This window comes from Hyphomicrobium methylovorum (assembly GCF_013626205.1).
GTDB lineage: Bacteria > Pseudomonadota > Alphaproteobacteria > Rhizobiales > Hyphomicrobiaceae > Hyphomicrobium_B > Hyphomicrobium_B methylovorum.
Window position 1 is genome coordinate 189,815 of record NZ_QHJE01000001.1, and the last position, 25,181, is coordinate 214,995.

The 25,181-nt window shown below is 59.0% G+C and carries 28 protein-coding genes; 14 read left to right on the forward strand and 14 right to left on the reverse strand.

Features of this window, described 5'->3' with window-relative positions; translation table 11 throughout:
* Window positions 1–12: 12 nt before the first annotated feature.
* Window positions 13–672: a winged helix-turn-helix transcriptional regulator gene (locus DLM45_RS00925; protein WP_425485226.1), complete on the reverse strand. Its 660-nt coding sequence runs from the start codon at window positions 670–672 to the stop codon at window positions 13–15.
* Between the two features lie 229 nt (window positions 673–901).
* Between DLM45_RS00925 and DLM45_RS00930 the strand changes: the two genes are divergently transcribed.
* A complete protein-coding gene (locus DLM45_RS00930; protein WP_181335127.1) occupies window positions 902–1,117 on the forward strand; it encodes a tautomerase family protein in 216 nt (71 codons plus the stop codon).
* A gap of 93 nt (window positions 1,118–1,210) precedes the next feature.
* On the forward strand, window positions 1,211–1,666 hold the full coding sequence (locus DLM45_RS00935) for an allene oxide cyclase family protein (protein WP_181335128.1): 456 nt from the start codon (window positions 1,211–1,213) through the stop codon (window positions 1,664–1,666).
* Between the two features lie 111 nt (window positions 1,667–1,777).
* On the opposite strand, the gene thrS is transcribed toward DLM45_RS00935, so the two are convergent.
* The 4 genes from thrS to DLM45_RS00955 all read right to left on the reverse strand — a co-directional run bounded on the left by thrS (window position 1,778) and on the right by DLM45_RS00955 (window position 5,672).
* Window positions 1,778–3,739 carry a threonine--tRNA ligase gene (gene thrS, locus DLM45_RS00940; protein ID WP_181335129.1) on the reverse strand — a complete coding sequence of 654 codons (1,962 nt, stop codon included), beginning with the start codon at window positions 3,737–3,739 and terminating at the stop codon, window positions 1,778–1,780.
* Window positions 3,740–3,910: 171 nt separating this feature from the next.
* Window positions 3,911–4,186 (reverse strand): membrane protein insertion efficiency factor YidD, encoded by a 276-nt coding sequence (yidD, locus tag DLM45_RS00945; RefSeq protein ID WP_181335130.1) that lies wholly within the window; start codon window positions 4,184–4,186, stop codon window positions 3,911–3,913.
* Window positions 4,187–4,299: 113 nt separating this feature from the next.
* On the reverse strand, window positions 4,300–4,968 hold the full coding sequence (locus DLM45_RS00950) for a hypothetical protein (protein ID WP_181335131.1): 669 nt from the start codon (window positions 4,966–4,968) through the stop codon (window positions 4,300–4,302).
* Window positions 4,969–5,210: 242 nt separating this feature from the next.
* Window positions 5,211–5,672 (reverse strand): iron-sulfur cluster assembly scaffold protein, encoded by a 462-nt coding sequence (locus DLM45_RS00955; protein ID WP_181335132.1) that lies wholly within the window; start codon window positions 5,670–5,672, stop codon window positions 5,211–5,213.
* Window positions 5,673–5,818: 146 nt separating this feature from the next.
* Between DLM45_RS00955 and folE the strand changes: the two genes are divergently transcribed.
* The 3 genes from folE (at window position 5,819) to rssA (ending at window position 8,087) form a co-directional block, all read left to right on the forward strand.
* Window positions 5,819–6,433, forward strand: coding sequence for a GTP cyclohydrolase I (gene folE, locus DLM45_RS00960; RefSeq protein ID WP_181335133.1), 615 nt, complete (start codon window positions 5,819–5,821; stop codon window positions 6,431–6,433).
* A gap of 22 nt (window positions 6,434–6,455) precedes the next feature.
* Window positions 6,456–6,899, forward strand: a complete 444-nt coding sequence (hisI, locus tag DLM45_RS00965) for a phosphoribosyl-AMP cyclohydrolase (RefSeq protein ID WP_181335134.1) — start codon at window positions 6,456–6,458, stop codon at window positions 6,897–6,899.
* A gap of 174 nt (window positions 6,900–7,073) precedes the next feature.
* Window positions 7,074–8,087, forward strand: coding sequence for a patatin-like phospholipase RssA (rssA, locus tag DLM45_RS00970; RefSeq protein ID WP_181335135.1), 1,014 nt, complete (start codon window positions 7,074–7,076; stop codon window positions 8,085–8,087).
* Here rssA and DLM45_RS00975 read toward each other — a convergent pair.
* Both DLM45_RS00975 and DLM45_RS00980 read right to left on the reverse strand, forming a co-directional pair.
* The gene (locus tag DLM45_RS00975; protein WP_181335136.1) at window positions 8,069–8,500 is read right to left on the reverse strand and encodes a CBS domain-containing protein; all 432 of its coding nucleotides are present in this window, start codon (window positions 8,498–8,500) and stop codon (window positions 8,069–8,071) included. The two genes, rssA and DLM45_RS00975, sit on opposite strands and share 19 nt — an antisense overlap.
* A gap of 184 nt (window positions 8,501–8,684) precedes the next feature.
* Window positions 8,685–9,413, reverse strand: coding sequence for a rhomboid family intramembrane serine protease (locus DLM45_RS00980; protein WP_181335137.1), 729 nt, complete (start codon window positions 9,411–9,413; stop codon window positions 8,685–8,687).
* A 221-nt stretch (window positions 9,414–9,634) separates the two neighbouring features.
* On the opposite strand from DLM45_RS00980, the gene DLM45_RS00985 reads away from it, so the two are divergent.
* The 3 genes from DLM45_RS00985 (at window position 9,635) to DLM45_RS00995 (ending at window position 11,941) form a co-directional block, all read left to right on the forward strand.
* Window positions 9,635–10,273, forward strand: coding sequence for a PAS domain-containing protein (locus tag DLM45_RS00985; RefSeq protein WP_181335138.1), 639 nt, complete (start codon window positions 9,635–9,637; stop codon window positions 10,271–10,273).
* 191 nt (window positions 10,274–10,464) lie between these two features.
* A complete protein-coding gene (locus DLM45_RS00990; RefSeq protein ID WP_181335139.1) occupies window positions 10,465–11,094 on the forward strand; it encodes a PilZ domain-containing protein in 630 nt (209 codons plus the stop codon).
* A 160-nt stretch (window positions 11,095–11,254) separates the two neighbouring features.
* Window positions 11,255–11,941: a transglutaminase-like cysteine peptidase gene (locus DLM45_RS00995; RefSeq protein ID WP_181335140.1), complete on the forward strand. Its 687-nt coding sequence runs from the start codon at window positions 11,255–11,257 to the stop codon at window positions 11,939–11,941.
* Between the two features lie 49 nt (window positions 11,942–11,990).
* Here DLM45_RS00995 and DLM45_RS01000 read toward each other — a convergent pair whose 3' ends face one another.
* Genes DLM45_RS01000 through cysE form a run of 3 tightly spaced genes read right to left on the reverse strand, consistent with a single transcriptional unit; the run spans window position 11,991 to window position 13,629 of the window.
* The gene (locus DLM45_RS01000) at window positions 11,991–12,545 is read right to left on the reverse strand and encodes a gamma carbonic anhydrase family protein (protein WP_181335141.1); all 555 of its coding nucleotides are present in this window, start codon (window positions 12,543–12,545) and stop codon (window positions 11,991–11,993) included.
* A gap of 19 nt (window positions 12,546–12,564) precedes the next feature.
* Complete coding sequence (locus DLM45_RS01005; RefSeq protein ID WP_181335142.1) at window positions 12,565–12,780, reverse strand: DUF3126 family protein; 216 nt, start codon at window positions 12,778–12,780, stop codon at window positions 12,565–12,567.
* Between the two features lie 21 nt (window positions 12,781–12,801).
* Window positions 12,802–13,629 carry a serine O-acetyltransferase gene (gene cysE / locus DLM45_RS01010; protein WP_181335143.1) on the reverse strand — a complete coding sequence of 276 codons (828 nt, stop codon included), beginning with the start codon at window positions 13,627–13,629 and terminating at the stop codon, window positions 12,802–12,804.
* 214 nt (window positions 13,630–13,843) lie between these two features.
* On the opposite strand from cysE, the gene DLM45_RS01015 reads away from it, so the two are divergent.
* Genes DLM45_RS01015 through DLM45_RS01025 form a run of 3 tightly spaced genes read left to right on the forward strand, consistent with a single transcriptional unit; the run spans window position 13,844 to window position 16,257 of the window.
* A complete protein-coding gene (locus DLM45_RS01015) occupies window positions 13,844–14,644 on the forward strand; it encodes an enoyl-CoA hydratase (RefSeq protein WP_181335144.1) in 801 nt (266 codons plus the stop codon).
* 1 nt (window position 14,645) lies between these two features.
* A complete protein-coding gene (locus DLM45_RS01020) occupies window positions 14,646–15,764 on the forward strand; it encodes a polysaccharide deacetylase family protein (RefSeq protein ID WP_181335145.1) in 1,119 nt (372 codons plus the stop codon).
* Between the two features lies 1 nt (window position 15,765).
* On the forward strand, window positions 15,766–16,257 hold the full coding sequence (locus tag DLM45_RS01025; RefSeq protein ID WP_181335146.1) for a GNAT family N-acetyltransferase: 492 nt from the start codon (window positions 15,766–15,768) through the stop codon (window positions 16,255–16,257).
* A 651-nt stretch (window positions 16,258–16,908) separates the two neighbouring features.
* Here the strand turns inward: DLM45_RS01025 and metH are convergent.
* From metH to DLM45_RS01045, 4 genes are read right to left on the reverse strand one after another with little or no spacing between them, the layout of a single operon-like run.
* On the reverse strand, window positions 16,909–19,689 hold the full coding sequence (gene metH, locus DLM45_RS01030) for a methionine synthase (protein ID WP_343062333.1): 2,781 nt from the start codon (window positions 19,687–19,689) through the stop codon (window positions 16,909–16,911).
* Window positions 19,614–20,675 (reverse strand): homocysteine S-methyltransferase family protein, encoded by a 1,062-nt coding sequence (locus tag DLM45_RS01035; protein WP_181335148.1) that lies wholly within the window; start codon window positions 20,673–20,675, stop codon window positions 19,614–19,616. Before DLM45_RS01035 ends, metH begins: the two co-directional genes overlap by 76 nt.
* Window positions 20,676–20,703: 28 nt before the next feature.
* The gene (metF, locus tag DLM45_RS01040) at window positions 20,704–21,618 is read right to left on the reverse strand and encodes a methylenetetrahydrofolate reductase [NAD(P)H] (RefSeq protein WP_181335149.1); all 915 of its coding nucleotides are present in this window, start codon (window positions 21,616–21,618) and stop codon (window positions 20,704–20,706) included.
* Entirely contained in the window at window positions 21,618–22,643 is a 1,026-nt protein-coding gene (locus tag DLM45_RS01045; RefSeq protein ID WP_181338141.1) for an ArsR/SmtB family transcription factor, read from the reverse strand. The genes metF and DLM45_RS01045 overlap by 1 nt, the downstream gene beginning before the upstream one ends.
* A 152-nt stretch (window positions 22,644–22,795) precedes the next feature.
* Between DLM45_RS01045 and DLM45_RS01050 the strand changes: the two genes are divergently transcribed.
* The 3 genes from DLM45_RS01050 to DLM45_RS01060 all read left to right on the forward strand — a co-directional run bounded on the left by DLM45_RS01050 (window position 22,796) and on the right by DLM45_RS01060 (window position 25,124).
* On the forward strand, window positions 22,796–23,434 hold the full coding sequence (locus DLM45_RS01050) for a hypothetical protein (RefSeq protein ID WP_181335150.1): 639 nt from the start codon (window positions 22,796–22,798) through the stop codon (window positions 23,432–23,434).
* Window positions 23,435–23,577: 143 nt separating this feature from the next.
* Window positions 23,578–24,159 carry an ABC transporter substrate-binding protein gene (locus tag DLM45_RS01055; RefSeq protein WP_181335151.1) on the forward strand — a complete coding sequence of 194 codons (582 nt, stop codon included), beginning with the start codon at window positions 23,578–23,580 and terminating at the stop codon, window positions 24,157–24,159.
* A 296-nt stretch (window positions 24,160–24,455) separates the two neighbouring features.
* Window positions 24,456–25,124 carry a PRC-barrel domain-containing protein gene (locus DLM45_RS01060; RefSeq protein WP_181335152.1) on the forward strand — a complete coding sequence of 223 codons (669 nt, stop codon included), beginning with the start codon at window positions 24,456–24,458 and terminating at the stop codon, window positions 25,122–25,124.
* Window positions 25,125–25,181 lie beyond the last annotated feature (57 nt).

Here is a 25,181-nt window from a genome sequence, read left to right on the forward strand (position 1 = left end):
GACGGTCTGACGTTACGTAATTGATCTTTCCTTTCTCGCGAATCCGCTCAACCGCAACCATGATCTGAAGTCTGCTTCGAGACTGGGATTGCCGGTGAATATAATCCGACCGTCATCTTTAGCTCGCGCGATGTCGACGTAGCCCATCCACACTTCGGTCATGGTCCGCAAATCGGTCGCTAGATAAAGATCAACATCGAACCCGGGATCGACGGAGCATAGATCGACATCGTCACCCGGCTGAACGATCAGCCACCACTTTCGGCTCGCCTCATCCAGATCTGCGAAAATCACTTGAACAACGGTGCGTCGCGCTGGCAGCGGTTTGGGATCGATATTGCGACGCATGTCCCACATCAAAAGATTTGGGTCTAGATTCTTCAGCGACGCCGCTGACTCCACCCATCGATGCCCCCAATGACCGACAGCCTCGATGATCGGCTTCAAGGCCCGTCCCGCTTCGGTCAATCTGTACTCATAGACGCCGGGCTCTGCGTTCACAGGGAAGCGTGACACAATACCTGCTGCCTCTAGCTCCTTCAGACGCTTCGAAAGAAGAGCGGGAGAAATCCGAGGCATACCCCGCCTCAGGTCATTGAACCTCGTCGACCCGACGACGAGTTCTCGCAGGAGAATGAGTGTCCACCGAGAACACAATATCTCGGCGGCCATCGCCACCGGACAAAACTGATTGTAGCCGGTACTGGACAAAGAAAACCTCCGCAATCGGCATCGCGATCGATGTGCCGGAAACTACGGCAGGACCACAGTTCAGGCCAGTTCCATATCTGTACTGGCGGAGTTCATTTGTTGAACTAGCGGCACGTCAGAAGCGCAGGGTAAGTCGCGATGAGCGGGGCAATTCGGAGCGCCGCATCAGCGTTGTTCGAAAGGATACCCTATGCCTCTGGTCGATATTGAGTTGATTGAAGGTGTTTTCGATGCCGCCCAAAAACAGGAAATGATCGCCAAGATCACCGACGCAATGGTCGAGATCGAGGGCGAGGCAATGCGTGGCGTCACCTGGGTTCGGATCCACGAAGTTGCCAGTGGCCATTGGGGCATCGGCGGCAAAGGTCTAACCACCGCTGACGTGAAGGCGATCCAAGGTAAGTAGCCCGACCGCCGCGGTTCAGAAGTTGAAAGGCGTCTGGACCTTACGCGTTCCAAACAATCTTAATCTGTCAGACGTTCATTCAACAGGTTCGCCATGAAGCATCTGCGCGTCGCGTCTCGCATAGTCCTTAGCGCAACTTTCGTTTCCTTCTGGGCGTCCTCGCAGGCCCTGGCAGACAAAGTTGCGGTTGTTCTCGTTGAACACAACAGCAATTGGACAACAACGGATACTGGCGCGCCTGGAGACAGCGTCGGAGACGTTATGACTTTTGCTAACACGATCTTCGATGCCAAGAACGAGAAACAAGTCGGTACCAACAACGGCGTCTGCATACGCACCGTGGTGGCAGAGGCCTACGAATGTAACTGGACGACATTTTTAGCCGATGGCCAGATTTCGGTGGCAGGTCCTTTTTACGATGCGAAGGATGCGACGTTGGCAGTTACTGGCGGAACCGGGGCTTACGAAGGTATGCACGGCCAGCTGAAGGTTCATGCCAGAGATGCGAAAGCAACGGAGATTGATTTCCGTTTTGAACTCTCGAAGTAGGTTGCGCTGGCGATTGTAAGATCGTTCTGCAAATGCCTTCAGCATTTGCATCGTCGACAGAAAAGGGATGCCTTCTTGTGTAGAAGGAATCCCAAAAAATACGTCCAACCTTCAGCTCGTCATGGGCTTGCCACGCAAATCCGGTGGCACGGCTTCGTCGGAGAGAGCCTTTAGAGCGTCGTCAAGGCCGAGGACGGATTGGTCTTGCGAGCCGAGGCGGCGGATGGAGACTTTCTTTTCTTCCGCTTCGCGTTTGCCGACGACGAGCAAAACCGGCACTTTCGCAAGGCTGTGTTCGCGGACCTTGTAGTTGATCTTCTCGTTACGAAGATCGGTCTCGACGCGCAGGCCCAGCGCCTTCGCCTTCTCCGCTACTTCGTTCGCATAGTCGTTCGCATCCGACACGATCGGCGCGACGACGATCTGCAGCGGCGCGAGCCACAGCGGGAAGTGTCCGGCGTAGTTTTCGATCAGGATGCCGGTGAAGCGCTCCAGCGAGCCGAACATCGCGCGGTGGATCATCACCGGCGTTTTCTTCTCGGAATGCTCATCGATGTAGAACGCGCCGAGGCGGCTCGCGAGGTTGAAATCGACCTGCGTGGTGCCGCACTGCCATTCGCGACCGATGGCATCTTTCAGAACGTATTCGAGCTTCGGTCCATAGAACGCGCCCTCGCCCGGATTGATCGCCGTCTTGATCTGACCGTTCGAACGGCGCTTCACTTCTTCGAGCACGTCGGAGAGCGCCTTCTCGGCCTTGTCCCATAGCGCATCGGCGCCGACGCGCTTTTCGGGCCGCGTCGAAAGCTTGATGAAGACGTCCTCGAAGCCGAAGTCCTTATAAATCGACAGCATCAGATCGTTGATCTTGAGGCATTCCTCCATGATCTGATCTTCGGTGAGGAAGATGTGCGCGTCGTCCTGCGTGAAGTGGCGCACGCGCAGAAGACCGTGCAGCGCGCCGGACGGTTCGTAGCGGTGCACCTTGCCGAACTCAGCGATACGATACGGCAGGTCGCGATAGCTCTTCAGGCCGTGCTTATAGATCTGCACGTGGCCGGGGCAGTTCATCGGCTTGCAGCAGAACACGCGCTCGTCCGGCAGGACGGTCGTGAACATGTTCTCACCGTAGTTTTCCCAGTGGCCGGAAAGCTCCCAGAAGTGCTTCTCCATCATGTCGGGAGAATTCACTTCCTGATAGCCAGCGCGGATCTGGGCGCGGCGCATGTATTGGATCAGCGTTTCGAAAAGCGACCAGCCCTTCGGGTGCCAGAAGACGGAACCCGGCGCTTCCTCCTGGAAGTGGAAGAGATCCATCTCACGGCCGAGCTTGCGGTGGTCGCGCTTCTCGGCTTCCTCGATCTGGTGGAGGTATGCCTTGAGTTCGTCTTCGGTTGCGAACGCGGTACCGTAGATGCGCTGAAGCTGCGGATTGTTGCTGTCGCCGCGCCAGTAGGCGCCTGCGAACTTCATCAACTTGAACGCCTTGCCGATCTGGCCGGTCGACGTCATGTGCGGGCCGCGGCAGAGGTCGAGCCAATCGCCTTGCTTGTAGATCTTGAGGTCTTCGCCCTCGGGAATTGCGTCGACCAATTCGATCTTGAAGATCTCGCCCTTGTCGCGGAAGAATTTCTTCGCGTCCTCGCGCGACCAGAATTCCTTCGTGAACGGCGCATTCTTGGCGATGATTTCCGCCATCTTCTTTTCGATCTTCGGAATGTCGTCCGGCTCGAACGGCTGCTCTTTCGCGAAGTCGTAGAAGAAGCCGTTTTCGATCACCGGGCCGATCGTCACCTGAGTGCCGGGCCAGAGCGCCTGCACGGCTTCGGCCATCACGTGCGCGGAATCGTGGCGGATCAGCTCCAGCGCCGCAGGATCGGTGCGAGCAACGAAATTGATCTCGGCGTCTTTGGAAATCGGGTCCGAAAGGTCAGAGAGGATGCCGTTGAGCTGCATCGCGACAGTGCGCTTGGCGAGCGACGGCGAGATCGACTTGGCGATCTCTAAGCCCGTTGTGCCGGATTTCACCTGGCGCTGTTTGCCGTCGGGGAACGTAATGGTGACGTCGGTCATCGCGGGCTCCTTTGCTCACTCGCCGCTAACGGGCGCGGCGTAAGACGATTTGGGTTGGCGTAATGGGCTTGGCGGGCGGAGTCGTCAAGTCTGCGAATTGACCGTGCGGGCGAAAAACTGCCGGCCAGCACTCGCGTTGCTCGTTTGGCCGAAGATGACGCGAGACTCGGTTTAGCGCCAGCGGCCGTAGCGCCAGGGGGCGAACGGGTGGCGGACAGCGCGGAGGTCTGGCACCGGATCGACGCCATGGGTGCCGCCCGGACCGCAGCGGATGAAGCGCGAGAGCGTCAGCCAGAAACCGCGCCACGCGCCGTTCAGCTCGATTGCGTCCAGCGCATATTGTGAGCACGTTGGCCAATGGCGGCATTGCCACCCAACCAACGGCTTGAACGTGTAGCGATAGACGTAGATCGGCGCCTTGAGCAGCGCCTTGGCGATCCGGCTCATGGGTTCAACTCATAAACCCACATGAAGCGGTCCGCGACGATTGCATCGTGTCACACCCGCCGCTGCGGCAGCGCTTGAGGCTCTCCCCTCTCGCGCCGCCGTCTGTGACGAGCTTACGGGGTGCTGGAGCCTGACTGGCTGGCCTTGGCGGCCTCCAGCTCCTTGGTTTTGGCCTCAAGCTCGGATTTCAGGTCTGCCACATCGCCACGCAGGGCATTTGCAATCGACGCGTCTTTCTGGGCTGCCTCGAGCTTGGTCTTCGCGTCTTCCAACTCGCTACGAAGCGAATTCAACGCGGAATCGGCGTCTGCCTTGGTTTGCTCGGCGCCAGCCTTGGCTTTTTCGAGTTCGGCCTTGTTCGCGTCGAGCGACGTCCGCGTGTTCGCTGCGTCGCCTTCAGCGGCCGCCAGCTTCGACTTCAAATTGTCGACCTCGCCGGTCAGCGCCTTCACCTTGTTCTCGAGCTCGGACACCTTGGCCATGGCGGTGGAAACGTCCGCCTTGCCTTCTTCGACCTGGCGCATTGCATCCGTGTTGCTCGCTTTCAGGCGATCGATCTCTTCCTGAGCCGACTTGCGAACCTGATCGGCCTCGTCAACGGCCTTCTTCAAAGAGTCCGCTTCAGAGCGAAGGGTGGCGAGCTGACCTTCGGCGGTGGTCTTTCCCTGGACGCCATAAATTGAGAGCAAGGCAAGTCCTGCGATCAAGACCCATTTGACGATACCCATCGGCGATCTGCCGTCGGCTTGCCCCTTATCCGCGGTGTCGCTCTGCGGCGCCATTACGTCTCTCCCTTTTACGTCCGGCGCCTGGTGGTCTGCGCGGATACGACAATTGCGATTGCGGCCGTCGATGAACTCTGCCGAGATGTAGTGGAATACGCGCTGACAGAGAAGACAGCCACTTCCAATTTCACCCGAGTCCTGCGGCTTTTGCCATCACATGGCAAAGAGCATGACAGACGACAGCGTTTCGAAGCAAGACCAGGGCTGAGGGGTTCGGGGGGAATATTCTCGCGTCAAGGTTAGCGCGTAATTCTGGTGGGTTCCGCGTGGTCGGCCACGATCTCATCCAAGGCGTGCTCGACAGCATCGAACACAAGCAAAGTAGATGCGTGCCGCGCCTTGTAGTTCCGGACGGGCTCCAGCACAGCCAGATCGCTCCAACGCCCATCCGGGGGTGGTCCACCGTCTTTAAGCATTGCGCGCATCTGGCGTCCGACAGCGCGAAGCTCATCGGGAGTCGAGCCGACGATCTCGCGCGCCATGACGGAGGCCGCGGCCTGCCCTAGCAGACACGCCTTCACCGTCTGGCCGAAGTCGCTGACGCGGCCGTCGCGCAGCGAGAGGTCAATCGTTATCGTGGAGCCGCATAGTTTCGAATGGGCCGTTGCACGCGCATCCGGATGCTCCAGCCGCTCGCCGCGAGAGATCGCACCGGCGAGTTCGAGAATTCGCGTGTTATAGATTTCATCAAGATCGGGCATTTTGGTCTTCTAAACGGATCGAGCGGTGCCCGCCAATATTAACAAATGGGCATTGCGCCTCGTCGAATTATACCGGGCATCGTATATATAGTGCCCCACCCTGGAATGCGAGAACCACGCGCCGCCACAGGGATAAGGCCACAGACATGAAGAAATCACCGCTTTCAAGCCAAGTTACTCCTTTGTCCCCGCGTCGTCCGTCGCGATCTGAGGCGGAAGACGCCGTTAGAACGCTTATCGCTTGGAGTGGCGACAATCCGGCGCGCCCGGGTCTCGAGAAAACGCCCGCCCGGGTCTCGGATGCTTTCGGTGAGTACTTCTCTGGCTACGGCGCCGACCCGATCGCGGAGCTTGAGGCTGGCACGTTCGATGATCCGTCCGCCTACGACGATATGGTTCTGCTGAAGGGCATCAATTTCGAGAGCCACTGCGAGCACCACATCGCGCCGTTCTTCGGCGTGGCGCATGTTGCGTATCGACCGAAGGACCGCGTCGTCGGGCTTTCGAAGATCGCGCGTGTGGTCGACATTTTTGCGCGCCGTCTGCAAACGCAAGAGCGTTTGTCCGGTGAGATCGCGGCAGCTCTCATGGAGGGGCTCGATGCGAAGGGCGTAGCGATCATGATGACCGCACGGCATCACTGCATGGCCGCGCGCGGTGCGCAGCAGCCCCATGTCGAGACGGTGACATTCCGCTTTCTTGGCGACTTCGAACACGACAGCGAATTGCGCGCGCGCTTCACGGCCGCCGTGCGCGAATGAGAATCATGCGAGACTTAATTTCATGAGCGACAATGCAACGGCGCCGACGCATGGCGACGACACAATAGAAGCGACACTCGATTTCAAACCGCGCTTCGATCGCGATGGACTGATCGCGGCGATCGCGACCGATCAGAAGACCGGCGCCGTCCTGATGTTCGCGCACATGAATGCCGAGGCACTGCGGTTGACGCTCGAAAGCGGCGTTGCCCATTTCTGGAGCCGCTCTCGTGCGAAGCTTTGGAAAAAGGGAGAGGAAAGCGGGAACGTCCTGCGGGTCGCTGAGGTGCGCACCGATTGCGATCAGGACGTGCTTTGGCTCACCGTGACCGTCGAAGGCAATGGAGTTGCCTGTCATACCGGTGCCGCGTCGTGCTTTTACCGCCGTGTCGTTCCGACTGCCGGTAAGCCCAGTGGCGCCGTTCTGGAGCGTTCAGACATTGCGCGGCCAAGCAAAATTCGCTGACCGCACATGCGTCTCGGTAGCGGCGTTTGCCATTGTTCAAGTTCATACATTGCTTACCTATTGGTAGTGGCCCCTTAATGCCCCGGCGTTAGCATCTGTCGAGTATCCGGGTGGGCCATCGAACGATGGGAGCTCGGCAAGCTGATGGGCTTGCGATATGCTCAGGAGCGCCAAATGGCGGGATCGGCAAAGGTAAAAGTCGGATTGGCTCTGGGTGGCGGCGCCGCTCGCGGATGGGCTCATATCGGAGTGTTGAACTCACTCGAGAAAGCCGGCATCCGGCCTGACATCATTGCCGGAACCTCGATTGGCGCGGTCGTTGGCGGCTGCTACTCCGCCGGACACCTCGAACATCTCGAACGCTGGGCGTCGGACCTCACGCCGAAACGCGTTTTTGGCTATCTCGATTTCAATCTTGCAGGCAACGGCCTGATCAGTGGCCAGCGTCTGTGCGATCGGCTGGAACAGCATCTCGGCGATCGCAACATCGAAGATCTTCCGACGCGCTTCACCGCTGTCGCCACCGAAATTGGTACGGGCCATGAGCATTGGCTGTCGCGCGGACGGCTGGTGGACGCTGTGCGCGCATCGTATGCGCTTCCGGGTCTCTTCAAGCCCGTCAAAGTCAACGGACGCTGGCTCTTTGACGGCGCGCTCGTCAATCCCATTCCGGTTTCGGTCTGCCGTGCGCTTGGTGCGCGCTACGTGATCGCTGTGAATTTGAACTTTGATATTCTCGGACGTGGAAGCGTTATTTCCATGCCGCAGGCGGTGGACGTCGAGACTGACGATCCGGAATTCCTCGCGGAAGAAGAGACGAAGCAGGAAAAGAAGGGCGTGCGCGCACTTCTCTACCGGCAGATCTTCGGACGCGGCGACGGCGCTCCTGGCATCTCAACTGTCATGGTGGATGCGTTTAATATCGTACAGGACCGGATTGCACGGTCGCGTCTCGCAGGCGATCCGCCGGATGCGATGATCTCGCCGAGACTGCAGGATATCGGACTGTTTGATTTCCATCGCGCGGCAGAAGCGATCGAACGCGGTCGCGTCGCGGTCGATCGGCAGCTTGATGATCTGCTCAGCGAAATCAGTACGCGCGACTCTCGGCGGCCGCAGGGGCAGCTTGAGCGTGCGCGCGCTCAAGCAGGTACACTCGTCGACGCGATTCAGCCCGTGGCCAAGTAACCGCGCATCGCGGTGACTTCGAGTTCGACCTCAGCGGTGTAGTGCTTGACCACGTCACCGATTGAAACGATCCCGATGATGGAATCGTCTTCGACCACCGGCAGATGGCGGAAGCGCCCACGCGTCATGGTTTCCATGATCTCGTCGATCGAGCATTCACGCGTGCAGGACACAACGCCTCGTGTCATGCCATCTCTGGCTGGCATCTTCAGAGCCTTCTCACCATGCTCTGCAATCAGACGAATGATATCGCGCTCAGAGATGATGCCATTCAGCTTTCCGCGTTCGTCGATGATGACGATGGCGCCGATTTTGCGGCTCGAAAGCCGCAAGGAAATTTCCTGAATGGTATCTTCCGGTCTCGCGGTCATCACACCGCGCGGCTTCGATTTGAGTATTTGCCCGATAATCACGGTAGGCCTCCTTTCGTCTGGAACGATATACCGAACGAAAGAACCGGATGCTTCGGCGTTTTGTTTCCACAACGGCGAACAACCAGATTCACTCGGTATTCCGCTGCGTTTCGACCCAGATGTCGTTCACTCTTAACGGCGAACTATTTGAAGGCTGAGGCATAATCAGTGCGATTGCAAGCACTCAATCGAATTCCGGTGAAGGCGGATTATTCTTGTGCGGCGCGGTATCGAACAGCGCAAATGCACATAATCCAAAAAGGTAACCGCCGACGTGCGCCTCCCAGGCAATCGATCCCTGTGAGCCGAAACTTCCGAAGCCGATAATGGCTAGAAGATTGATCGCGATGAAAACGAGCGAAAAGGACAAGATACGACGATCTCTTAACGCGGCACCAAGCGAGTGAGCCGGTATCGCGCGCGGATCGTGACGAAGCAGATAGCCTTCGTTGCGGTCCATCGCTGAAAAGAGAAAGCGCATGACCGCGCCCATCATTGCCGAGATCGCACCGGACGCCCCAATCACTGGAGCAGCGAGCGCCGGATTGAGAAGCAGGAACAACAGCGCGCCCGATATCCCGCCGCCAATCGACAAGGCCAGAAATCGCAGGCTGCCAAGACGCGCGCACAGCACGGAACCAAACGCCAACAGCCACGCCCCATTGAACCCCAAGTGCATGAGGTCAGCGTGCACGGTCATGTGCGTGACGAACGAGGTCACCGCGGTCAGATCTCCGCCCGGGAGTTCGTTCGCCATTCCCGCGTAGCGCACCGGAATGAAAGCGAGCGCCAGAAACCACCACGTGAAATCGTCCGGAGACAGCATCGAGAGGATGACGTGCACTGCGATGAGCACGCCAAGAACGGCCAGCACGCAGCCGGGAACGTTGAAGATTGGTTCTCGCTCTGCCACCGAAACCTCTTTGTCTTTCAAAGTCCGAACGACGCGCCGGACGAGACGTTGTTAACGGCGGGCCCGAACGCGAGCAAGCGACGCGCCCGGTATCGCATTGCTGTTCTTGGCATGAACGATGCTTTTTTTCGCCTGTTGCGGCGCGCCGGTTGACGGATGTGCCGGAATGGAACGGGCAGGCATCCAAGCCTGACCGCCCCAACAGGCTCAGGAAAGCTCGCATGATAGATCCCGTCAGCCAAACCCTATTCGCCTATTGGAACAGGCTGAGGGGAGATCGGCTTGCACCCAAACGCTTCGAGATTGAACCATCGGCGATCGCCGCGTTTCTTCCTGACACATTCATTTTGGAGCGCATCGATGCTCGGACCATCCGCTTCCGGCTGGCCGGCACGCGGATCTCGGAAGCGTTCGGCGTCGACTTTCGCGGGGTTAACCTATTTGACCTTTTCGAACCTGGCGACCGCTCAACGCTTCAGCGGGAAATGACACTCATTACGGCGGAAGGCGCGGTTGGCGTTTTTCAGATCGGCGCCGAGAGCGCCACGGGCTACTCGGTCGCCTTTGAATTCCTCGTACTGCCGCTGACCCACACCGGCTCTTCAATCGAACGCTTCCTCGGCTCGTGCACGCCTCTTGAGAGACCCTGCTGGCTTGGCGACGTTCCCCTCACCCGCCGCAAGCTCGTGAGCCACAGCGTGGTTTGGCCGGACGGCCGGCCAACGAGCGAAGACCTGGTCGCGCTCTCGCATCGCCAGACGCCATTTCTGCCGACAATCCGCGAAGCACGGATCGTGAAATCCGACCGGCGCCAATTTCGCGTCTACGACGGCGGGCTGCACCGGCGGCAAGAGGATTGAATCGAATTTGAAGAAACTTAACCCTTTGGCGCGAAAGGGCCGCCGCGCCAAGCAGGGTCGTCAATTATGACCCGCCCATTAGCGCTTCATTAAGAAGCTCCCCGCATAGTTCGAGGGTAGGCCGCACTTCCTCGCCGCTTTCGAGGGCACGGTCTCTAAGTCCGGCTCCCTGAGGGGCTTGAGGATCGGTCATGTCCGTGCTGACAACACCCTTTCGCGACCTCCCGCGTTCGACCGATATGCACTCGGCATTCGACTCGCGGAAGCACCGCCGTCTGCCTTTGACGCTCTCGGGGCGCTACATGCGCTCCGATCGTAGCGAGTTCACCTGTGAGATGAAGGACGTCTCCGTTGGCGGCGCCGCGGTGCTCACTCCTCACGTTCCAGAAATCGGCGAGCGGGTCGTTGCCTATTTCGAGCACCTCGGCGGCGTCGAGGGCATCGTTGCGCGCCTGACCGAAGGCGGCTTTGCCTTTGCTTTCAAGGTCACAGAGCACAAGCGGGAAAAACTCGCCGCGCAGATTATGTGGCTGATCAACCGGGAGGACTATCCCGAACAGGCAGTCCGCCTTCACGAACGCGTTGGAACCCGGGGACGGCGGACAACGTTGAAGGTCGACGACGGCGTAATCATCGACGTCGAATTGCTCGATTTATCCGCATCCGGAGCTTCTATCGGCACGCCCGCGCGCCCGCCGATCGGGAGCTTTGTGGTCGCCGGAAAGTCACGGGCGATCGTACGGCGACACCATGAGCACGGCATCGGCCTCCAGTTCCTGTCGCTGTTGTCGCCCGAGGCGATGCGCGAGAGTTTTCCATGATCGTTTTTGCGTTGGTTGTGTGATGCCTCAAATCGCCCGCCGAGTTGCCAAATTCTTTCCGATAAATTTTTATCTACCTTTGGCGCGAATGCCGAGGCCGGTGTTTATGCTAAAAACAAGTGTTTCGCGTATTGTATCGTACAGTGTTCGAGGGCGTATCATGATGTACGGTAGCGTGGCCATTGGTGTGGCCGTAGGCGTTTTTGCGGCGGCCATGCCGGCAGTCGCGCAGCAGGTAGCAATCGTCAATCCGGCGACGCGCGCACCTGAATTCATGCGGATTTACGGTAGTTCGCAGCCTCCCTATGGGTTTGTTCGTTTTTGCGAGTCGATGCCGCAGGAATGCGTTGCGACAGCAAAGAACGACGCGCGCTTCGAAGCGACGCCCGAGCGGCTTGCGATCCTCGATAGTGTTAACCGCCAGGTTAATCACGAGATCGAACCGGCGACGGATATGGAGATTTATGGCGTCACTGAGTATTGGACGCTGCCTAAAACGCGTGGCGACTGCGAGGATTATGCTCTCCTCAAACGTCATCGCCTGATCGCACGCGGCTGGCCTGCTGGCGCGCTGCTGATGACGGTTGTTCGTGACGAGAAGAACGAAGGTCACGCCGTGCTGACCGCGCGCACGACGCAGGGTGACTTCATCCTCGACAACAAGATCGACGTTGTGCGGCTCTGGAACCAGACGCCCTATCATTACGTGATGCGTCAATCGTATCTCGATCCCAAGGTCTGGGTTTCGCTCGATCCGAACGATGCAGCGACGCCGGCCGCTCTTGCGGGCGTGCAGTCCAATCCGGCAATCGAGCGCGGCTTCGAAGGCATCGAAACCCTTCGCTAAGCAAAATCAGAACAATAAAAAAGGCCCGAAATTTCGGGCCTTTTTTATTTTAGGGCATTGCGAGACCTGGATCTGGCACGTGGGGGACAAAGCCCGCCTCATAGCGCTTCCAGTTTGCAACGTATCGGCCCGCGGCGGCGGAAAAGCGCGCTACGTCCTCATCGCTCAATTCGCGCACGATCTTGCCGGGCGAGCCCACCACCATCGAACGTGGCGGGATTTCCTTGTTCTCCGGGATCAGAGTGTTCGCGCCGATCACGCACTCCTCGCCGATCTTCGCGCCGTTCAAAATGATCGAGCCGATGCCGATCAGCGAGCCACGGCCAATCGTACAGCCATGCAGCATGACCATGTGGCCGATCGTGCAATCGGCGCCGACTGTTAGCGGAAAGCCTGGATCGGTATGCAGGACAGACCCGTCCTGCACGTTCGAACGCGGTCCGATCGTGATGAGCTCGTTGTCACCGCGCAGGACGGCGTTGAACCAGACGCTCGAGTCCTCTTCGAGTTTCACCTTGCCGATAACGATGGCATTCGGCGCCACCCAGAAGGAGCCGCCGGGGGGGGTCGAAACTCCGACGCCATCGAGATTATAGAGAGCCATTCAAAGAGCCTTTCGCCGGTCACACGCCTTCGAGGTCGACGTCCAGGATGGCCATCTGGAGCTGATACGAGATCTCTCCGTCTTCCTCTTCGCGATAGAGCGCGGCAACGAACTCGTTGTTGATGAAGACCTCGGCCATATCATCCTTTTTCGGCTGCGCTTTCACTTCAAGCGTCGTCGCGCCGAACGTTTTGCGGAGATAGCTCTGGAGCTTCGCTAATTCATCTTTCTTCAATTCATTTCTCCTGGTGAGCGGTCACAGACCGCCGAAGTTGTCGATCCAGCCCTGCTCCATTGAGCGGGCGGGTTCCGCACAGCCCGCGCTGCCGACAATCTTTGCCGGCACGCCGGCGACCGTGACGTTGGCGGGGACATCCGATAACACGACCGAGCCCGCTGCAATGCGCGAGCACATGCCGACCTTGATGTTTCCAAGAATTTTGGCACCGGCGCCGACGAGCACGTTGTCGCCGATCTTGGGATGACGGTCACCTGTTTCCTTGCCGCTGCCGCCGAGCGTAACGGCATGCAGGAACGAACAATTGTCGCCAACGACGGCGGTCTCTCCGACCACTAGGCCGGTTGCATGGTCGAGCATAATGCCCTGGCCAAACCGGGCCGCCGGGTGAATGTCCGTCGCGAAGAGACGTGAACTTTGGCTTTGTAGGTACAGCGCGAAATCTCGCCGGCCGCGGCGCCAGAGGGCGTGAGCGAAACGGTGCGTTGCCAGGGCATGATACCCTTTGAAATACAGCAGCGGTTCGATCATGCGGGTGCAGGCCGGATCGCGGTCGTAAACGGCGGCGAGATCGGCACGGAACATCATGCCGAGATCCTGATCCTCAGCGAGAACATTCTGGAACGTGTGCGAAATGACGCCCGCGTCGGCGTCGAAATGGTGGAGGCGTTGCGAGAGACGGTGGCAGATCGCGTCCTCGAACCGCTCCTGGCTCAGCACGGTCGCAAAAATGAAGCTGCCGAGCGCAGGCTCAGCCTTCATAGCGGCCTGGGCCTCGGTCCGGACTTGGGCCCAGATCGGATCGACGATTTGCACCCTGGTCGGCGCGATACTGGATTTCGACACTGGTAACCTCTTGTCACCGGCCAACACGGCTAGGCCGGGCCCGTGCGCGTACCTGCTTATTCTGCACGAAGGCGATTAACGAGCCGCAGCATTCCGGTCAATTGCCCGGCCTTTCCTCATATATACTTGGCCGCGCTCATCTGCCACCCGCGGACGCATTTGCCCGACTATCGAATACACACTAAATGGCCGGAAACACGAAAGGATCCACCGAATGTCAGACGCGGAGATCTCCGTTCCGGCTTTACGCACCTTTAAGGACGGAGCCATCGCCTGGATAACGATCGCCAACCCAGCGCGCATGAACGCGCTGACCAGCGCGATGTGGGAATCCATTCCGGCCCAGATTAAGGCGGCCGTAGCCGACCCGGACGTCCGGGTCATTGTGCTCAGAGGCGAAGGCGACAAGGCCTTCTCCGCGGGCGCCGACATTTCCGAATTCGAGAGCGCTCGAACCGGCGATGGCGCGCGGTCGTACGACGCGCTGAACGACGCGGCGTTCAACGCTCTGATTGGCTGCCCCAAGCCGACCATCGCGATGATCCAGGGCTTTTGCCTCGGCGGCGGTCTTGGAGTGGCACTTTGCTGCGACATGCGAATTGCAGATGAAACAAGCCAGTTCGCCATTCCCGCCGCCCGGCTCGGCATCGGCTACAACGCGCGTTGGGTGCAACCCATTCTTGCGGCTGTCAGACCCGATCAGGCCAAGCTGCTGCTGTTCACGGGCCGCCGGTTCCGTTCCGCCGATGCGGACGCGATGGGACTGATTTCCCAGCTTGTTTCCAAAGCCGACATCGAGGCGACGGTGCGCGCACTTGCGCAGGAGATTGCCGATAACGCGCCGCTCTCGATTTCCGCGTCAAAATTCATCATCGATGAAATTTCGCGGTTTCCGGAAGATCCGGATATGCATGCTCTGGACGCGGCGGTGGCTAAGTGCTTCGCCAGTAACGACTACGCGGAAGGCCGCCGCGCCTTTCTCGAAAAGCGCAAACCGAAGTTTACAGGCGCATGACATGACGCGCGCTCCTCAGTGCTTTCGCCGGTTTCAGATTGCAGGAGCCCTCCTCCTGCTCACCGGCAGTTCTGCGATTGCAGGAAACGCGGCACTGCAGAGCGCGTGCTTCCCTCCGAGCGCGCTTTCCGCGGTCGCTGGCGAAGAGGCCGCGCAAAAGGGCAATCGTTCTTTCGATCGCCCGGAAAAACTTGGCGACTTCAAACCTGCGGCTGGCGTCGCCCCGGAACTTCGCGGCGCGATCCGGCGTGTCGATATACCGGGCGGTCAGAAGGCGGTCGCGCTGACGTTCGACCTGTGTGAGCAGCGCGGCGAGATTGCCGGATATGAAGGACGCATAATCGACTATCTGCGCCAGCAGGGCGTCAAAGCGACGTTCTTCACCGGCGGAAAGTGGATGGTGTCCCACCAGACGCGCATTCAGCAACTGATGCTCGACCCGCTGTTCGAAATCGGTAATCACACGGAGACGCATCAGAATTTGCGGCTTGTTACGCCCGCGATCGCTCGGCAGCAAATTCTCGCGCCGCAGAAAACCTACGAGGATACGCGCGCACGTCTCGCTGCAAATCAGTGCTTGTCGACGAGCCCGTCGGCTCTCGAAAGCATTCCGCAGCAGCCTCGCGTTTTTCGCTTTCCCTACGGAGCCTGCAACGACGCCACGATGAAGGACGTGAATGACGCCGGGATGCTCGCTATTCAGTGGGACGTAGCGACCGGCGATCCGGATCCGCACGTCTCAGCGGCGGCAATTGCCAACGCGATGGTGCATCAGACGAAGCCCGGATCAATCATCGTCAATCACGCGAACGGGCGTGGCTGGCACACGGCAGAGGCGTTGCCGATCGCCATCCCTCAGCTCAAAGCGAAGGGGTATACGTTCGTAACAGTCAGCGAACTGATCGCGATGGGCAAACCGGTCATCACGCGCGAATGCTATGATCGCAAGCCGGGCGACACAAATCGCTATGACTTTCTGTCGGCGTTGCATCATCCCCTAAACGGCGCGGGCGCAGCCGACAAAGCGACGAAGGGCTGGTCGGCGGCAACCACCGTCAAGAAGCCTCAAGCTCGCGTAAAGCCCGCCACGACTGCGAAAGCCACTCGTGGCTCGAACTGACATGAGTCAGAGCTCACGAAAGACATCTCTTCAGGTCACGTTCGAACCGATGACGGCCACGGCTGCCGGTACGCTCGGCCCGGCGCTGTCGTGCATCGACCCATGGCACCACTACCGCTACACATCCGAGGCGCTGACGGCCTTTCTCGCTAACCCGGGAGCGGACGAGGCACGGTTCACAATCAATGCGGAGCGGGCGCTCGCTGGCGCGATATCGGTGAAGCGGAATTGGCTGCGCGGACCATATCTGCAGTTTCTTGGCGTGCTTCCCGCATTTCAGCGCCAGGGCATCGGCGGCCAAGTGCTCGACTGGTTTGAGCGTGAAGCGCGGCGCGGAAGTGCTCAGAATCTCTGGATCGCCGCTTCGGACTTCAACACGTCTGCGCTCAGATTCTACGAAAGCCATGGCTACGTGCGAACGGCTTTGCTTTCTGATTTAGTTGCAGAGGGAACAGCCGAAATCCTGCTGCGCAAACGCTTGGTGACGACCTGACATCGCGTTAACAGCGGCCCACGAGCGCGATTTCTGTCTCGTCTTATCTCCGCGAAGCCGATTGCCAACAAATTTTTCTGAACCTTTTGGTGCAGCGCATTTTGCGCCAAAATTCGCGTCAGCGAAGGTTTTCTGGCCTTACGATATAAATTTATTCAATCGCGCAACCTTCGGCATTGTGGTGGGTTTTGCTCCGGCCACTGATGGTTTGACGCCGAGCCTGATCTGGATTTTTTCCCGATGCCATACCGCAAGCGCGAAGTTCTTTCTCTCCGCAATGCAAAACTCTTTTTGCTTGTCAGAGAGTGCAGCTCATCGGTAGCGTCTCGTTAAACGAAAGCGGCGTCGAAACTCGTTCCTTCTGAATCAGGAGGTCATGTCATGACAGTGCAATTCGGGCTTAATACCATTGCTGCAGTTCTGTCATTCGGGTTCGTGTTCGCAATCGTCCTAGGCGTGGTCTAACGCTCTGAGACTGACTACAAAGGCAATCCTGCGAGAACCGCTCCAAGGAGCCAACGAGACGGGAAACTTTTGATGCGACTGGCGAGAGCCAGATGAACGTTCGGCGCGGACCTTTATGGGTACCGCGCCGATTTTTTTTGTTGTCATTCTCCGTCGCGCGATTTTGCGCGAGGCGACATCAAAGTGTCATGCAGCGGCGACGATGCGCGGCGCACGATCGTAGTTCAGCACCGGCGCCAGCCAGCGCTCCGCCTCTTCCACGGTCCAACCCTTGCGCGCGGCATAATCCTCAACCTGATCGCGCTCCACCTTGCCGACACCGAAATAATGGCTATCGGGGTTGGCGTAATAGAAGCCCGAGACCGCCGCACCTGGCCACATCGCGTAGCTTTCGGTTAGCTCGATGCCGGCGGAATTCTGCACGTCCATCAATTTCCAGATGGTCGCCTTCTCGGTGTGATCGGGTTGCGCCGGATAACCTGGCGCAGGACGGATGCCCTGATACTTTTCGAGAATGAGGTCATCGTTCGTGAGCTTTTCGCCCTTGGCGTAACCCCAGAGTTCTTTGCGCACCTTCTGGTGCATCACTTCGGCGAAGGCTTCCGCGAACCGGTCGCAAAGTGCCTTGGCTAGGATGCGGCTGTAGTCGTCCGTCTTTGGGATGTGCTTCTCGATCGCTTCGTCTTCGCCGATACCGGCTGTGACAGCGAACGCGCCTATGTAGTCGGCGATATTCGTTTCGCGCGGCGCGATGAAGTCGGCAAGCGCGATGTGTGCGCGATTGCGCGACGGATCACGGGCGATCTGCTGGCGCAGCGTGAACAGTTTCGCGATCTCGGTTTGACGCTTATCGTCAGCGTAAAGCGAAATGTCGTCACCGATGCTGTTCGCGGGCCAGAACCCTACAACGCCCGATGCCTTTACCCATTTCTCATCGACAATCCGCTTCAATAGAATCTGCGCATCGTCAAACAGCTTCTTGGCTTCCGCGCCGACTTTGTTGTCGGTGAGGATTTGCGGGTAGCGTCCGGCCAGCTCCCATGTCTGGAAGAAGGGTGTCCAATCGATATAGGGCACTAGCGCCGCGAGACTGAAATTCGAGAACGTCCGCGCGCCGAGGAAAGTCGGCTTCACCGGCTTGAAGTTGTCCCAGTCGACCTTGAACTTGTTGGCGCGCGCCGCGGCGATTGTGATGCGCTGTTTCTTGGCTTCGTTGGCAAGATGTGCGGCGCGAACCTTTTCGTATTCGGCCTTGATATTATCGACGTATGTCGTCTTCTCGGTGTCGGAGAGAAGGTTCGACACGACGCCGACGGCGCGGCTGGCGTCGAGAACGTAGACCGTCTGGCCCTTGTGGTAGTTCGGGTTGATCTTGACCGCGGTGTGCACCTTACTCGTCGTTGCGCCACCAATGAGCAGCGGACAATCAAAGCCCTCGCGCTCCATCTCGGCCGCGACGTAGCACATTTCGTCGAGGGACGGCGTGATGAGGCCCGACAGGCCGATCATGTCGACCTTCTCCTTGCGCGCCGTGTCGAGGATCTTCGCCGCGGGCACCATAACGCCGAGGTCGATGACCTCGTAGTTGTTGCACTGGAGAACGACGCCGACGATGTTTTTGCCGATGTCGTGCACGTCGCCCTTCACCGTCGCCATCAGGATTTTTCCGGCGGACGGCAACTGGTCGATGCCAGACGCTAACTTTTCGGCTTCGAGATAGGGTTGCAGATAAGCGACGGCCTGCTTCATCACGCGCGCCGATTTCACCACCTGCGGCAGAAACATTTTACCCGCGCCGAAGAGATCTCCGACGACGTTCATTCCCGCCATCAACGGGCCTTCGATAACGTGCAACGGTTTTTCGGCATTGAGGCGCGCTTCTTCGGTATCGACTTCAATGAAATCGGTGATGCCATGCACGAGCGAATGCGCCAGCCGACTTTCGACCGGGGCTTCGCGCCAGGACATATCCTTCTCTTTTGTCTTCCCACCGGTGCCGTCGCCTTTGAAGCGCGGTGCAGCGTCGAGCAAACGGTCCGTGGCATCAGGCCGTTTGTTGAGAATGACGTCTTCACAAAGCTCGCGAAGCTCTAACGGAATATCGTCATAGACGGTCAACTGACCGGCGTTGACGATGCCCATGTCCATGCCAGCCTGGATCGCATAGTAGAGGAATACCGAGTGCATCGCCTGGCGCACCGGCTCGTTGCCGCGGAACGCGAATGACAGGTTCGATACGCCGCCCGAGATATGCACGAGCGGCATCTTTTCCTTGATCTGCCGTGTCGCTTCGATAAACGCGATGCCGTATCCGTTGTGCTCTTCGATACCCGTCGCGACGGCGAAGATGTTGGGATCGAAGATGATATCCTCAGGCGGGAAACCAACCTTCTCGGTTAGAAGCTTGTAGGCGCGCTCGCAGATCGAGACCTTGCGCTCGATTGTATCGGCTTGCCCTTCCTCATCGAACGCCATGACGACGACGGCCGCGCCGTAGCGCAGAACCTTACGGGCGTGCTCGAGGAACTGCCCCTCGCCTTCCTTCATGCTGATGGAATTGACGATCGGCTTACCTTGAATGCACTTCAATCCGGACTCGATCACACTCCACTTCGAGGAGTCGATCATGATCGGAACGCGGCTGATATCCGGCTCCGATGCAATCAGGTTGAGGAACGTTTCCATCGCCTTCTCGGAGTCGAGCAGGCCTTCGTCCATATTGACGTCGATGATCTGCGCGCCGGATTCGACCTGCTGACGCGCAACGGTAAGCGCGCCCGAGTAGTCGTTCTGCTCGATCAGCTTGCGGAACTTCGCGGACCCGGTGACGTTCGTTCGCTCACCAACGTTGATGAACAATTGAGCTGCATTTGTCGTTGTCATTTTTCTTGTTACCCGTGCACGAACGGTTCGAGACCTGAAAGACGGAGGCGCGGTGGCAGCTTTGGCGTTTCGCGCGGCTTGTATTTGCGTGCGTGAGCGGCGATGTGCGCGATGTGATCCGGCGTCGAACCGCAGCAGCCGCCGATGATGTTGATCAATCCATCGGCCAGCCACGGCTCGATCTTGCACGACATCTCTTCGCCGTCCTCGTCGTATTCTCCCATCGCGTTCGGAAGACCGGCGTTCGGATAAGCTGAGATGCGGACGTCTGCCACCTGCGAAAGCTCGGCGACGTACGGGCGCATCAGCTCCGCGCCGAGCGCGCAATTCAAGCCGATAGAGAACGGCCGGAGGTGCCGCATCGAATACCAGAAGGCTTCCGACGTCTGGCCCGACAGCGTTCGGCCGGAGCGGTCCGTAATCGTGCCGGAAATCATGATCGGCAGTTCAAGGTCTCTCTCTTCGAATGCCTCGAGCGTAGCAAAGCCTGCCGCTTTAGCATTCAACGTGTCGAAGATCGTTTCGATCAGAATGATATCGGCGCCGCCGTCGATCAGCCCTAAGACTTGCTCTTTATACGCCTCGCGAAGCTCATCGAAGTTGACGTTGCGATAGCCCGGGTTGTTGACGTCAGGAGACAGCGAAGCTGTGCGATTGGTCGGCCCGACTGCACCCGCGACGAAGCGCGATTTGTTCGGCGTTTTCGCGCTCCACTCATCGGCGGCACTGCGCGCCAGCTTCGCCGCTGCGACGTTCATCTCGTAGGCCAACTCCTCCATATGATAGTCGGCGAGCGAAATGCGCTGCGCGTTGAAGGTATTGGTTTCGATGATGTCGGCGCCGGCTTCGAAATACTCGCTGTGAATCTGCTCGATGATCGCAGGCTGCGTCAGCACGAGAAGATCGTTGTTGCCTTTGACGTCTTTGGAATGATCCTGAAAGCGCTCGCCGCGATAGTGTTCTTCGCCGAGCTTGTGCTTCTGGATCATCGTACCCATCGCCCCGTCGATGACCAGGATACGCGCTGCCGCCGCCTTTTCCAGCGCAGCCCAACTCGCTTTACGTCTCATGTTGTAGCCTCACAATTCTTGAAAGCTGTCACGCTGCGTTGGCGTTAGCCGCCGCTGCCGGGCGCAAGCCCAGCAAGTGGCAGATCGCATAAACGAGATCAGCGCGGTTCAGCGTATAGAAGTGGAATTTCTTGATGCCTTCGTCGACCAGCCCCATCACTTGCTCAGTGGCAACGGCGGCCGCAACGAGGTGCGTCGTTCCGGAGTCGGCTTCCAGTCCATCGAAGCGACGCGCAAGCCATGACGGAACCGTGGCGCCCGCACGCTTGGCGAAGCTCGCGACTTGATTGAAATTATGAATTGGAACGATGCCGGGAGAAATCGGGACCCATATCCCAGCCGCGCGCACGCGTTCGATATAGCGCAGAAAATGTACGTTATCGAACCCGAACTGCGTGATGATGCGGTCGGCTCCGGCGTCGACTTTCGCTTTCAGATTTTCGATGTCGGCTTCGATCGTCGGGCTTTCGGGATGCTTCTCCGGATATCCCGCGACTGAGATCTCGAAATTGCCAATGCGCTTCAGTCCGGCGACGAGATCCGCTGCATTCTTGTAGCCTTGCGGATGCGGCTCATAGCGTGTGCCTGCGCCCTGTACGGGATCGCCGCGCAACGCAACGATATGGCGAACGCCTGCGTCCCAGTACTCTTGAGCGACGGCATCGACTTCGGCGCGTGTCGCGTCAACGCATGTCAGATGAGCCGCGGGGCGCAATTCCGTTTCGCGCATCAGACGCGATACGGTCGTGTGCGTGCGTTCGCGCGTCGAGCCGCCCGCTCCGTACGTAACGGACACGAACTCTGGACGCAGCGGCGCAAGACGCGAAATCGATGTCCACAGCGTCTCTTCCATCTTCTCCGTCTTCGGAGGAAAGAATTCAAAACTCGCGAGGATGTCGCCGGAGCCAAGCAGCCTGCTTTTACTTTCGGTGCTGATCGCCATCAGCTGGCCTCCTCAAGTGTCTCGATATCTGCTGTCGCAGTTGATTTTGCGAATGGATCTGCCGGCCGTTCGGCCATCCACATCGTAACGGTCAGAATGTCGGCATCGGCGACAGCGTCGCGCGTCAGATCCCGGACCTGGCGAACAACGAGCCCGGAGTCACGCAGCCAGCCCGCAATGAGATCGTGCGAGAAGCCGAGCCGCTCGTGCGCTTCTTCGGTGCGAAGGAATTCAAGTTCGTGCGGAGCGAAGTCTACGATCAGCAGCTTGCCGCCGGGTGCCAACACGCGAGCGGCCTCACGAATGGCCAGCGAAGGATCGGACAGGAAGTGCAAAATCTGGTGCATCACGACAGCGTCAGCCTGCCGGTCCGCAAGGGAGAGCGCATAGATGTCGCCATGGCGGACTTGCGCCTGCTGGCAGCCTTTGGTTTTCAAATTGGCGCGCGCATAGGCGAGCATGGCCTGGTTGACGTCTATGCCAAGACCGCGCTCGAACCGGTCAGAGAATAGCTCGAGCGTGCGGCCGGTGCCGGTTCCAAGATCGAGCAGGAAGCGGAATGGTCCGGGTCCCAGCGCTTCGAGCATCGCAGACTCGACCTCGCGTTCGGCGACATGCATCGACCGGATGCGGTCCCAATCGGCGGCGTGCTTCTCGAAAAATGTTTGAGCGGAAGCCTCGCGTTCCTTCTTGAGGGCTTCAGCGCGTTCGCGGTCGCGGCGGACGGCGGGCTCAGACGGATCGACGTCGGCAAAAAGGCGGAGCGCGAGGCGGCCACCGGGCTGACGATCGGAAATGTGAAAATAGACCCAGCTACCTTCGCGGAAGCGCTCAATCAGGCCTGCTTCGCAGAGTAGTTTGAGGTGGCGGCTGATGCGCGGCTGGCTTTGGCCGAGGATGAGCGTCAAATCCTTGACGTTCAGCTCCCCTCCGGCGAGCAGCAGCAGGATGCGCAGGCGCGTCGGCTCAGCGGCCGCTTTCAAGGCCGTTACAAGATCCGGTGTTGTGATTTCCGACAGCGGCATGGCCATAAGATATAAAGATATGTTTATGTGTCAAGGCCAATTTTGCTACCTTATCCCGCGCCGCCGTGCAATCTTGAAGCTTCGCTTAACCACGTTTTAGCGAACGCGGACTAACGTCTCCTGGCCGGTAAGGCCTGGGGGCGGATTTTGTGATGCAGCAGCTGAGCTATGAGTTTGTTGATCTTTCTTCCGGCGAAACGAGTCTCCCGATCTCGCTGAAACAGGCCAAGGCGGGCCGATCGCAGCTTCCCGGGCTCATCGTTATGCTGACGCTCGCCGCGCTCATCGTGCTGCCGCAGGTCGCGCTTGGCCTCTATGCCGTTGTATCGCCGGACATTCGCGCGACCCTCGCCGAACAACCGCTCATCGCCGTCGAACTGGCGGTTGCCTTCGCGTTCTGGGCCGGGCTCGTCTGCTGGCCGCTTCGCAATATCGTGATGGCGTTGCTCTCCAAACGTTCGATTGAAATCGGTGACGGCGAGGTTCGCGTCATCGATAAAACTCCCTTTTCAATCAAAGCTTGGCGGACGCCTCTCGCGACTTACGAGGGCATTTCGCTCAATCTCCGGTCTTCCCTATCGGGTGTGCGCAGCGAGGCCATGCTGGTGCATCCCGATCGCCGCCGCAGCGTCATCCTGATGAGCGCGCCGACCATCGGAGAGGGCGAACTTGATGCTTTGCGCCAAGCACTTGGGTTCAATCGCCGACCGCCGATGGATGGCCCGCGCTCGGCGCGTCCGGAAACACCAACAATCGGCGCTGGCGCAGAACTTGTTGCCATGACCGCCTGAGGGGCATCGTTTTGACGATATTGTTGCTTCTCTACCCCTAGTGGCTCGGCTTGAGAGGCAGCGCAGGGCTCAAGCGATCGTTTCGGCTGACTTCATTCGCCAGATTTGATAAGGGGCGACGAATGCAAAAATTGGGAAAACACATGACAGTTTGGAACGGGGGCCGGTCTCTGCAATGGCTGGCGCTGATCATGGTCTCGTTCGTGAGCTTTACGACGAGTGCCGCGTTGGCGGAATCGCCTGCTGTCTACATGCAGCGGGTGCAGAACGAATTGATTGCAGCGCAACGGAATGGCGGCGTCGTCGCCTTCAGCAACGTGCTGCGCTCACACATGGATTCGCCCGGTATCGGGCTGACTGCGCTCGGTCCGCACGCACGCACGCTGCCGAAAACCGAGCGTCCCGCGTATTACGCCGCGATGATCAATTTCATCGCCAAGTACGCGGCTAAGACAGCGCCGCAGTATCCTGTCGCCCGGGCAACTGTCGTTGGCCAGGGCCCCGGCGATGCCGGTGGCACGAACGTCGATGCGCGCATCACCATGCGTACCGGCGAGAGCTACGACATTCGCTGGCTCGTCGTGAAATCGGGCTCCACCTATAAGGTCAGGGACGCCCAGGTCGTCGGCTTCTGGATGACCTCGTTCCTCAACGATTTGTTCCAGAATTACATCAGCGAGAACGGCAACAATCCGCGCGCGCTGATCCTGGCGCTCAGCCGCTGATTGCATCCGCGGCGCTCTGCATCGTCTTTAATCGGACGATGGCGTGCGCCGCGGCAACGTTTTCGAGCTAATCCGGGGGAAAACTTTCACCTGCCGGTTGCCGTCCTCTTATCGTCACTCTTGTCACTTCCTATCTGAGGCGCGCGGGCGCCTTTCGGGCGAGCGCGCACGGCCGGTTTCCGACTGGGCAGTTGTGCTCAATTGACAAGGCCGGGCTTCTATGTGGCAACTGCGCTCCGTAGATCGGGGGACGCTGGCGCGAGCGCCGAAACGCGTCGCGGTAAGGGAGAACGAGAATGGTCTCTACGAAATTTAGCGTCCTCGCAGGCGCAGCTATCGGCGCGGCATTGGTTCTGGGCAGCGCTGCGATGCCAGCCGCATCGGATCCGGCTTCGGATTCAATCGTCGTCGCTCAGGAAGAAACGGCGCCGCCCGCAGAGGCAACCGAACCTCAGGCTGCACCGGACGATCAATCGACCGACAGCACGGAAGCTCCGGCTTCCGGAGACGCGGAGCAGCCTTCCGCGCCGCCAGAGGATGATGCCCCATCAGCCGCACCGGCTCCGGAAAATGAAGCTCCGAGCGATGGTGACGGTGCGACTGCGCCTCCGAGCGACGATCAGTCTACGAACGATCACTCGACGCATGAGCACCCGGATGCCGCCGCTGCAGATTCCGCCGCTCCGGCCGCCGCAAGCTCGGACATCAGCGCGACACAACTCAAGATCGGCACGGCTGTATTCGGTTCGGATGGAACGCAGATCGGTGAGGTCAACCGCGTCAAGTCCGATGACTCCGGCAAAGTTCAGGAAATTCTTGTCACGCTCGGCGGATCGGCCAGCATCAACGCAAAGGTATTTGCGGTGACGGCTGATAAGATTGCCAACGTCGGAGACAGCGTAAAACTTTCGCTTAGCGCGGACGAGGCCAAGCAGCTGCCGGTCATCGACAACAGCAGCGGCTGATCCCGCTCTCCACAAATGTTCATTGCAAAGCCGCGCTCCTCAAAGCGCGGCTTTTTT

Bases quoted from the DNA above. Each gene is read 5' to 3' on its own strand.
- DLM45_RS01045 (WP_181338141.1), bottom strand. From the start codon at position 22,643: ATGCCGCTGTCGGAAATCACAACACCGGATCTTGTAACGGCCTTGAAA.
- DLM45_RS00955 (WP_181335132.1), bottom strand. From the start codon at position 5,672: ATGCCCGATCTTGATGAAATCTATAACACGCGAATTCTCGAACTCGCC.
- DLM45_RS01000 (WP_181335141.1), bottom strand. From the start codon at position 12,545: ATGGCTCTCTATAATCTCGATGGCGTCGGAGTTTCGACCCCCCCCGGC.
- thrS (WP_181335129.1), bottom strand. From the start codon at position 3,739: ATGACCGACGTCACCATTACGTTCCCCGACGGCAAACAGCGCCAGGTG.
- DLM45_RS00990 (WP_181335139.1), top strand. From the start codon at position 10,465: ATGTCCGTGCTGACAACACCCTTTCGCGACCTCCCGCGTTCGACCGAT.
- rssA (WP_181335135.1), top strand. From the start codon at position 7,074: ATGGCGGGATCGGCAAAGGTAAAAGTCGGATTGGCTCTGGGTGGCGGC.
- DLM45_RS00935 (WP_181335128.1), top strand. From the start codon at position 1,211: ATGAAGCATCTGCGCGTCGCGTCTCGCATAGTCCTTAGCGCAACTTTC.
- metF (WP_181335149.1), bottom strand. From the start codon at position 21,618: ATGGCGATCAGCACCGAAAGTAAAAGCAGGCTGCTTGGCTCCGGCGAC.
- folE (WP_181335133.1), top strand. From the start codon at position 5,819: ATGAAGAAATCACCGCTTTCAAGCCAAGTTACTCCTTTGTCCCCGCGT.
- DLM45_RS01035 (WP_181335148.1), bottom strand. From the start codon at position 20,675: ATGAGACGTAAAGCGAGTTGGGCTGCGCTGGAAAAGGCGGCGGCAGCG.
- DLM45_RS00930 (WP_181335127.1), top strand. From the start codon at position 902: ATGCCTCTGGTCGATATTGAGTTGATTGAAGGTGTTTTCGATGCCGCC.
- DLM45_RS01055 (WP_181335151.1), top strand. From the start codon at position 23,578: ATGACAGTTTGGAACGGGGGCCGGTCTCTGCAATGGCTGGCGCTGATC.
- hisI (WP_181335134.1), top strand. From the start codon at position 6,456: ATGAGCGACAATGCAACGGCGCCGACGCATGGCGACGACACAATAGAA.
- yidD (WP_181335130.1), bottom strand. From the start codon at position 4,186: ATGAGCCGGATCGCCAAGGCGCTGCTCAAGGCGCCGATCTACGTCTAT.
- DLM45_RS01025 (WP_181335146.1), top strand. From the start codon at position 15,766: ATGAGTCAGAGCTCACGAAAGACATCTCTTCAGGTCACGTTCGAACCG.
- DLM45_RS01050 (WP_181335150.1), top strand. From the start codon at position 22,796: ATGCAGCAGCTGAGCTATGAGTTTGTTGATCTTTCTTCCGGCGAAACG.
- DLM45_RS00950 (WP_181335131.1), bottom strand. From the start codon at position 4,968: ATGGCGCCGCAGAGCGACACCGCGGATAAGGGGCAAGCCGACGGCAGA.
- DLM45_RS01060 (WP_181335152.1), top strand. From the start codon at position 24,456: ATGGTCTCTACGAAATTTAGCGTCCTCGCAGGCGCAGCTATCGGCGCG.
- DLM45_RS00995 (WP_181335140.1), top strand. From the start codon at position 11,255: ATGATGTACGGTAGCGTGGCCATTGGTGTGGCCGTAGGCGTTTTTGCG.
- DLM45_RS01020 (WP_181335145.1), top strand. From the start codon at position 14,646: ATGACGCGCGCTCCTCAGTGCTTTCGCCGGTTTCAGATTGCAGGAGCC.
- DLM45_RS00985 (WP_181335138.1), top strand. From the start codon at position 9,635: ATGATAGATCCCGTCAGCCAAACCCTATTCGCCTATTGGAACAGGCTG.
- DLM45_RS00925 (WP_425485226.1), bottom strand. From the start codon at position 672: ATGGCCGCCGAGATATTGTGTTCTCGGTGGACACTCATTCTCCTGCGA.
- DLM45_RS01015 (WP_181335144.1), top strand. From the start codon at position 13,844: ATGTCAGACGCGGAGATCTCCGTTCCGGCTTTACGCACCTTTAAGGAC.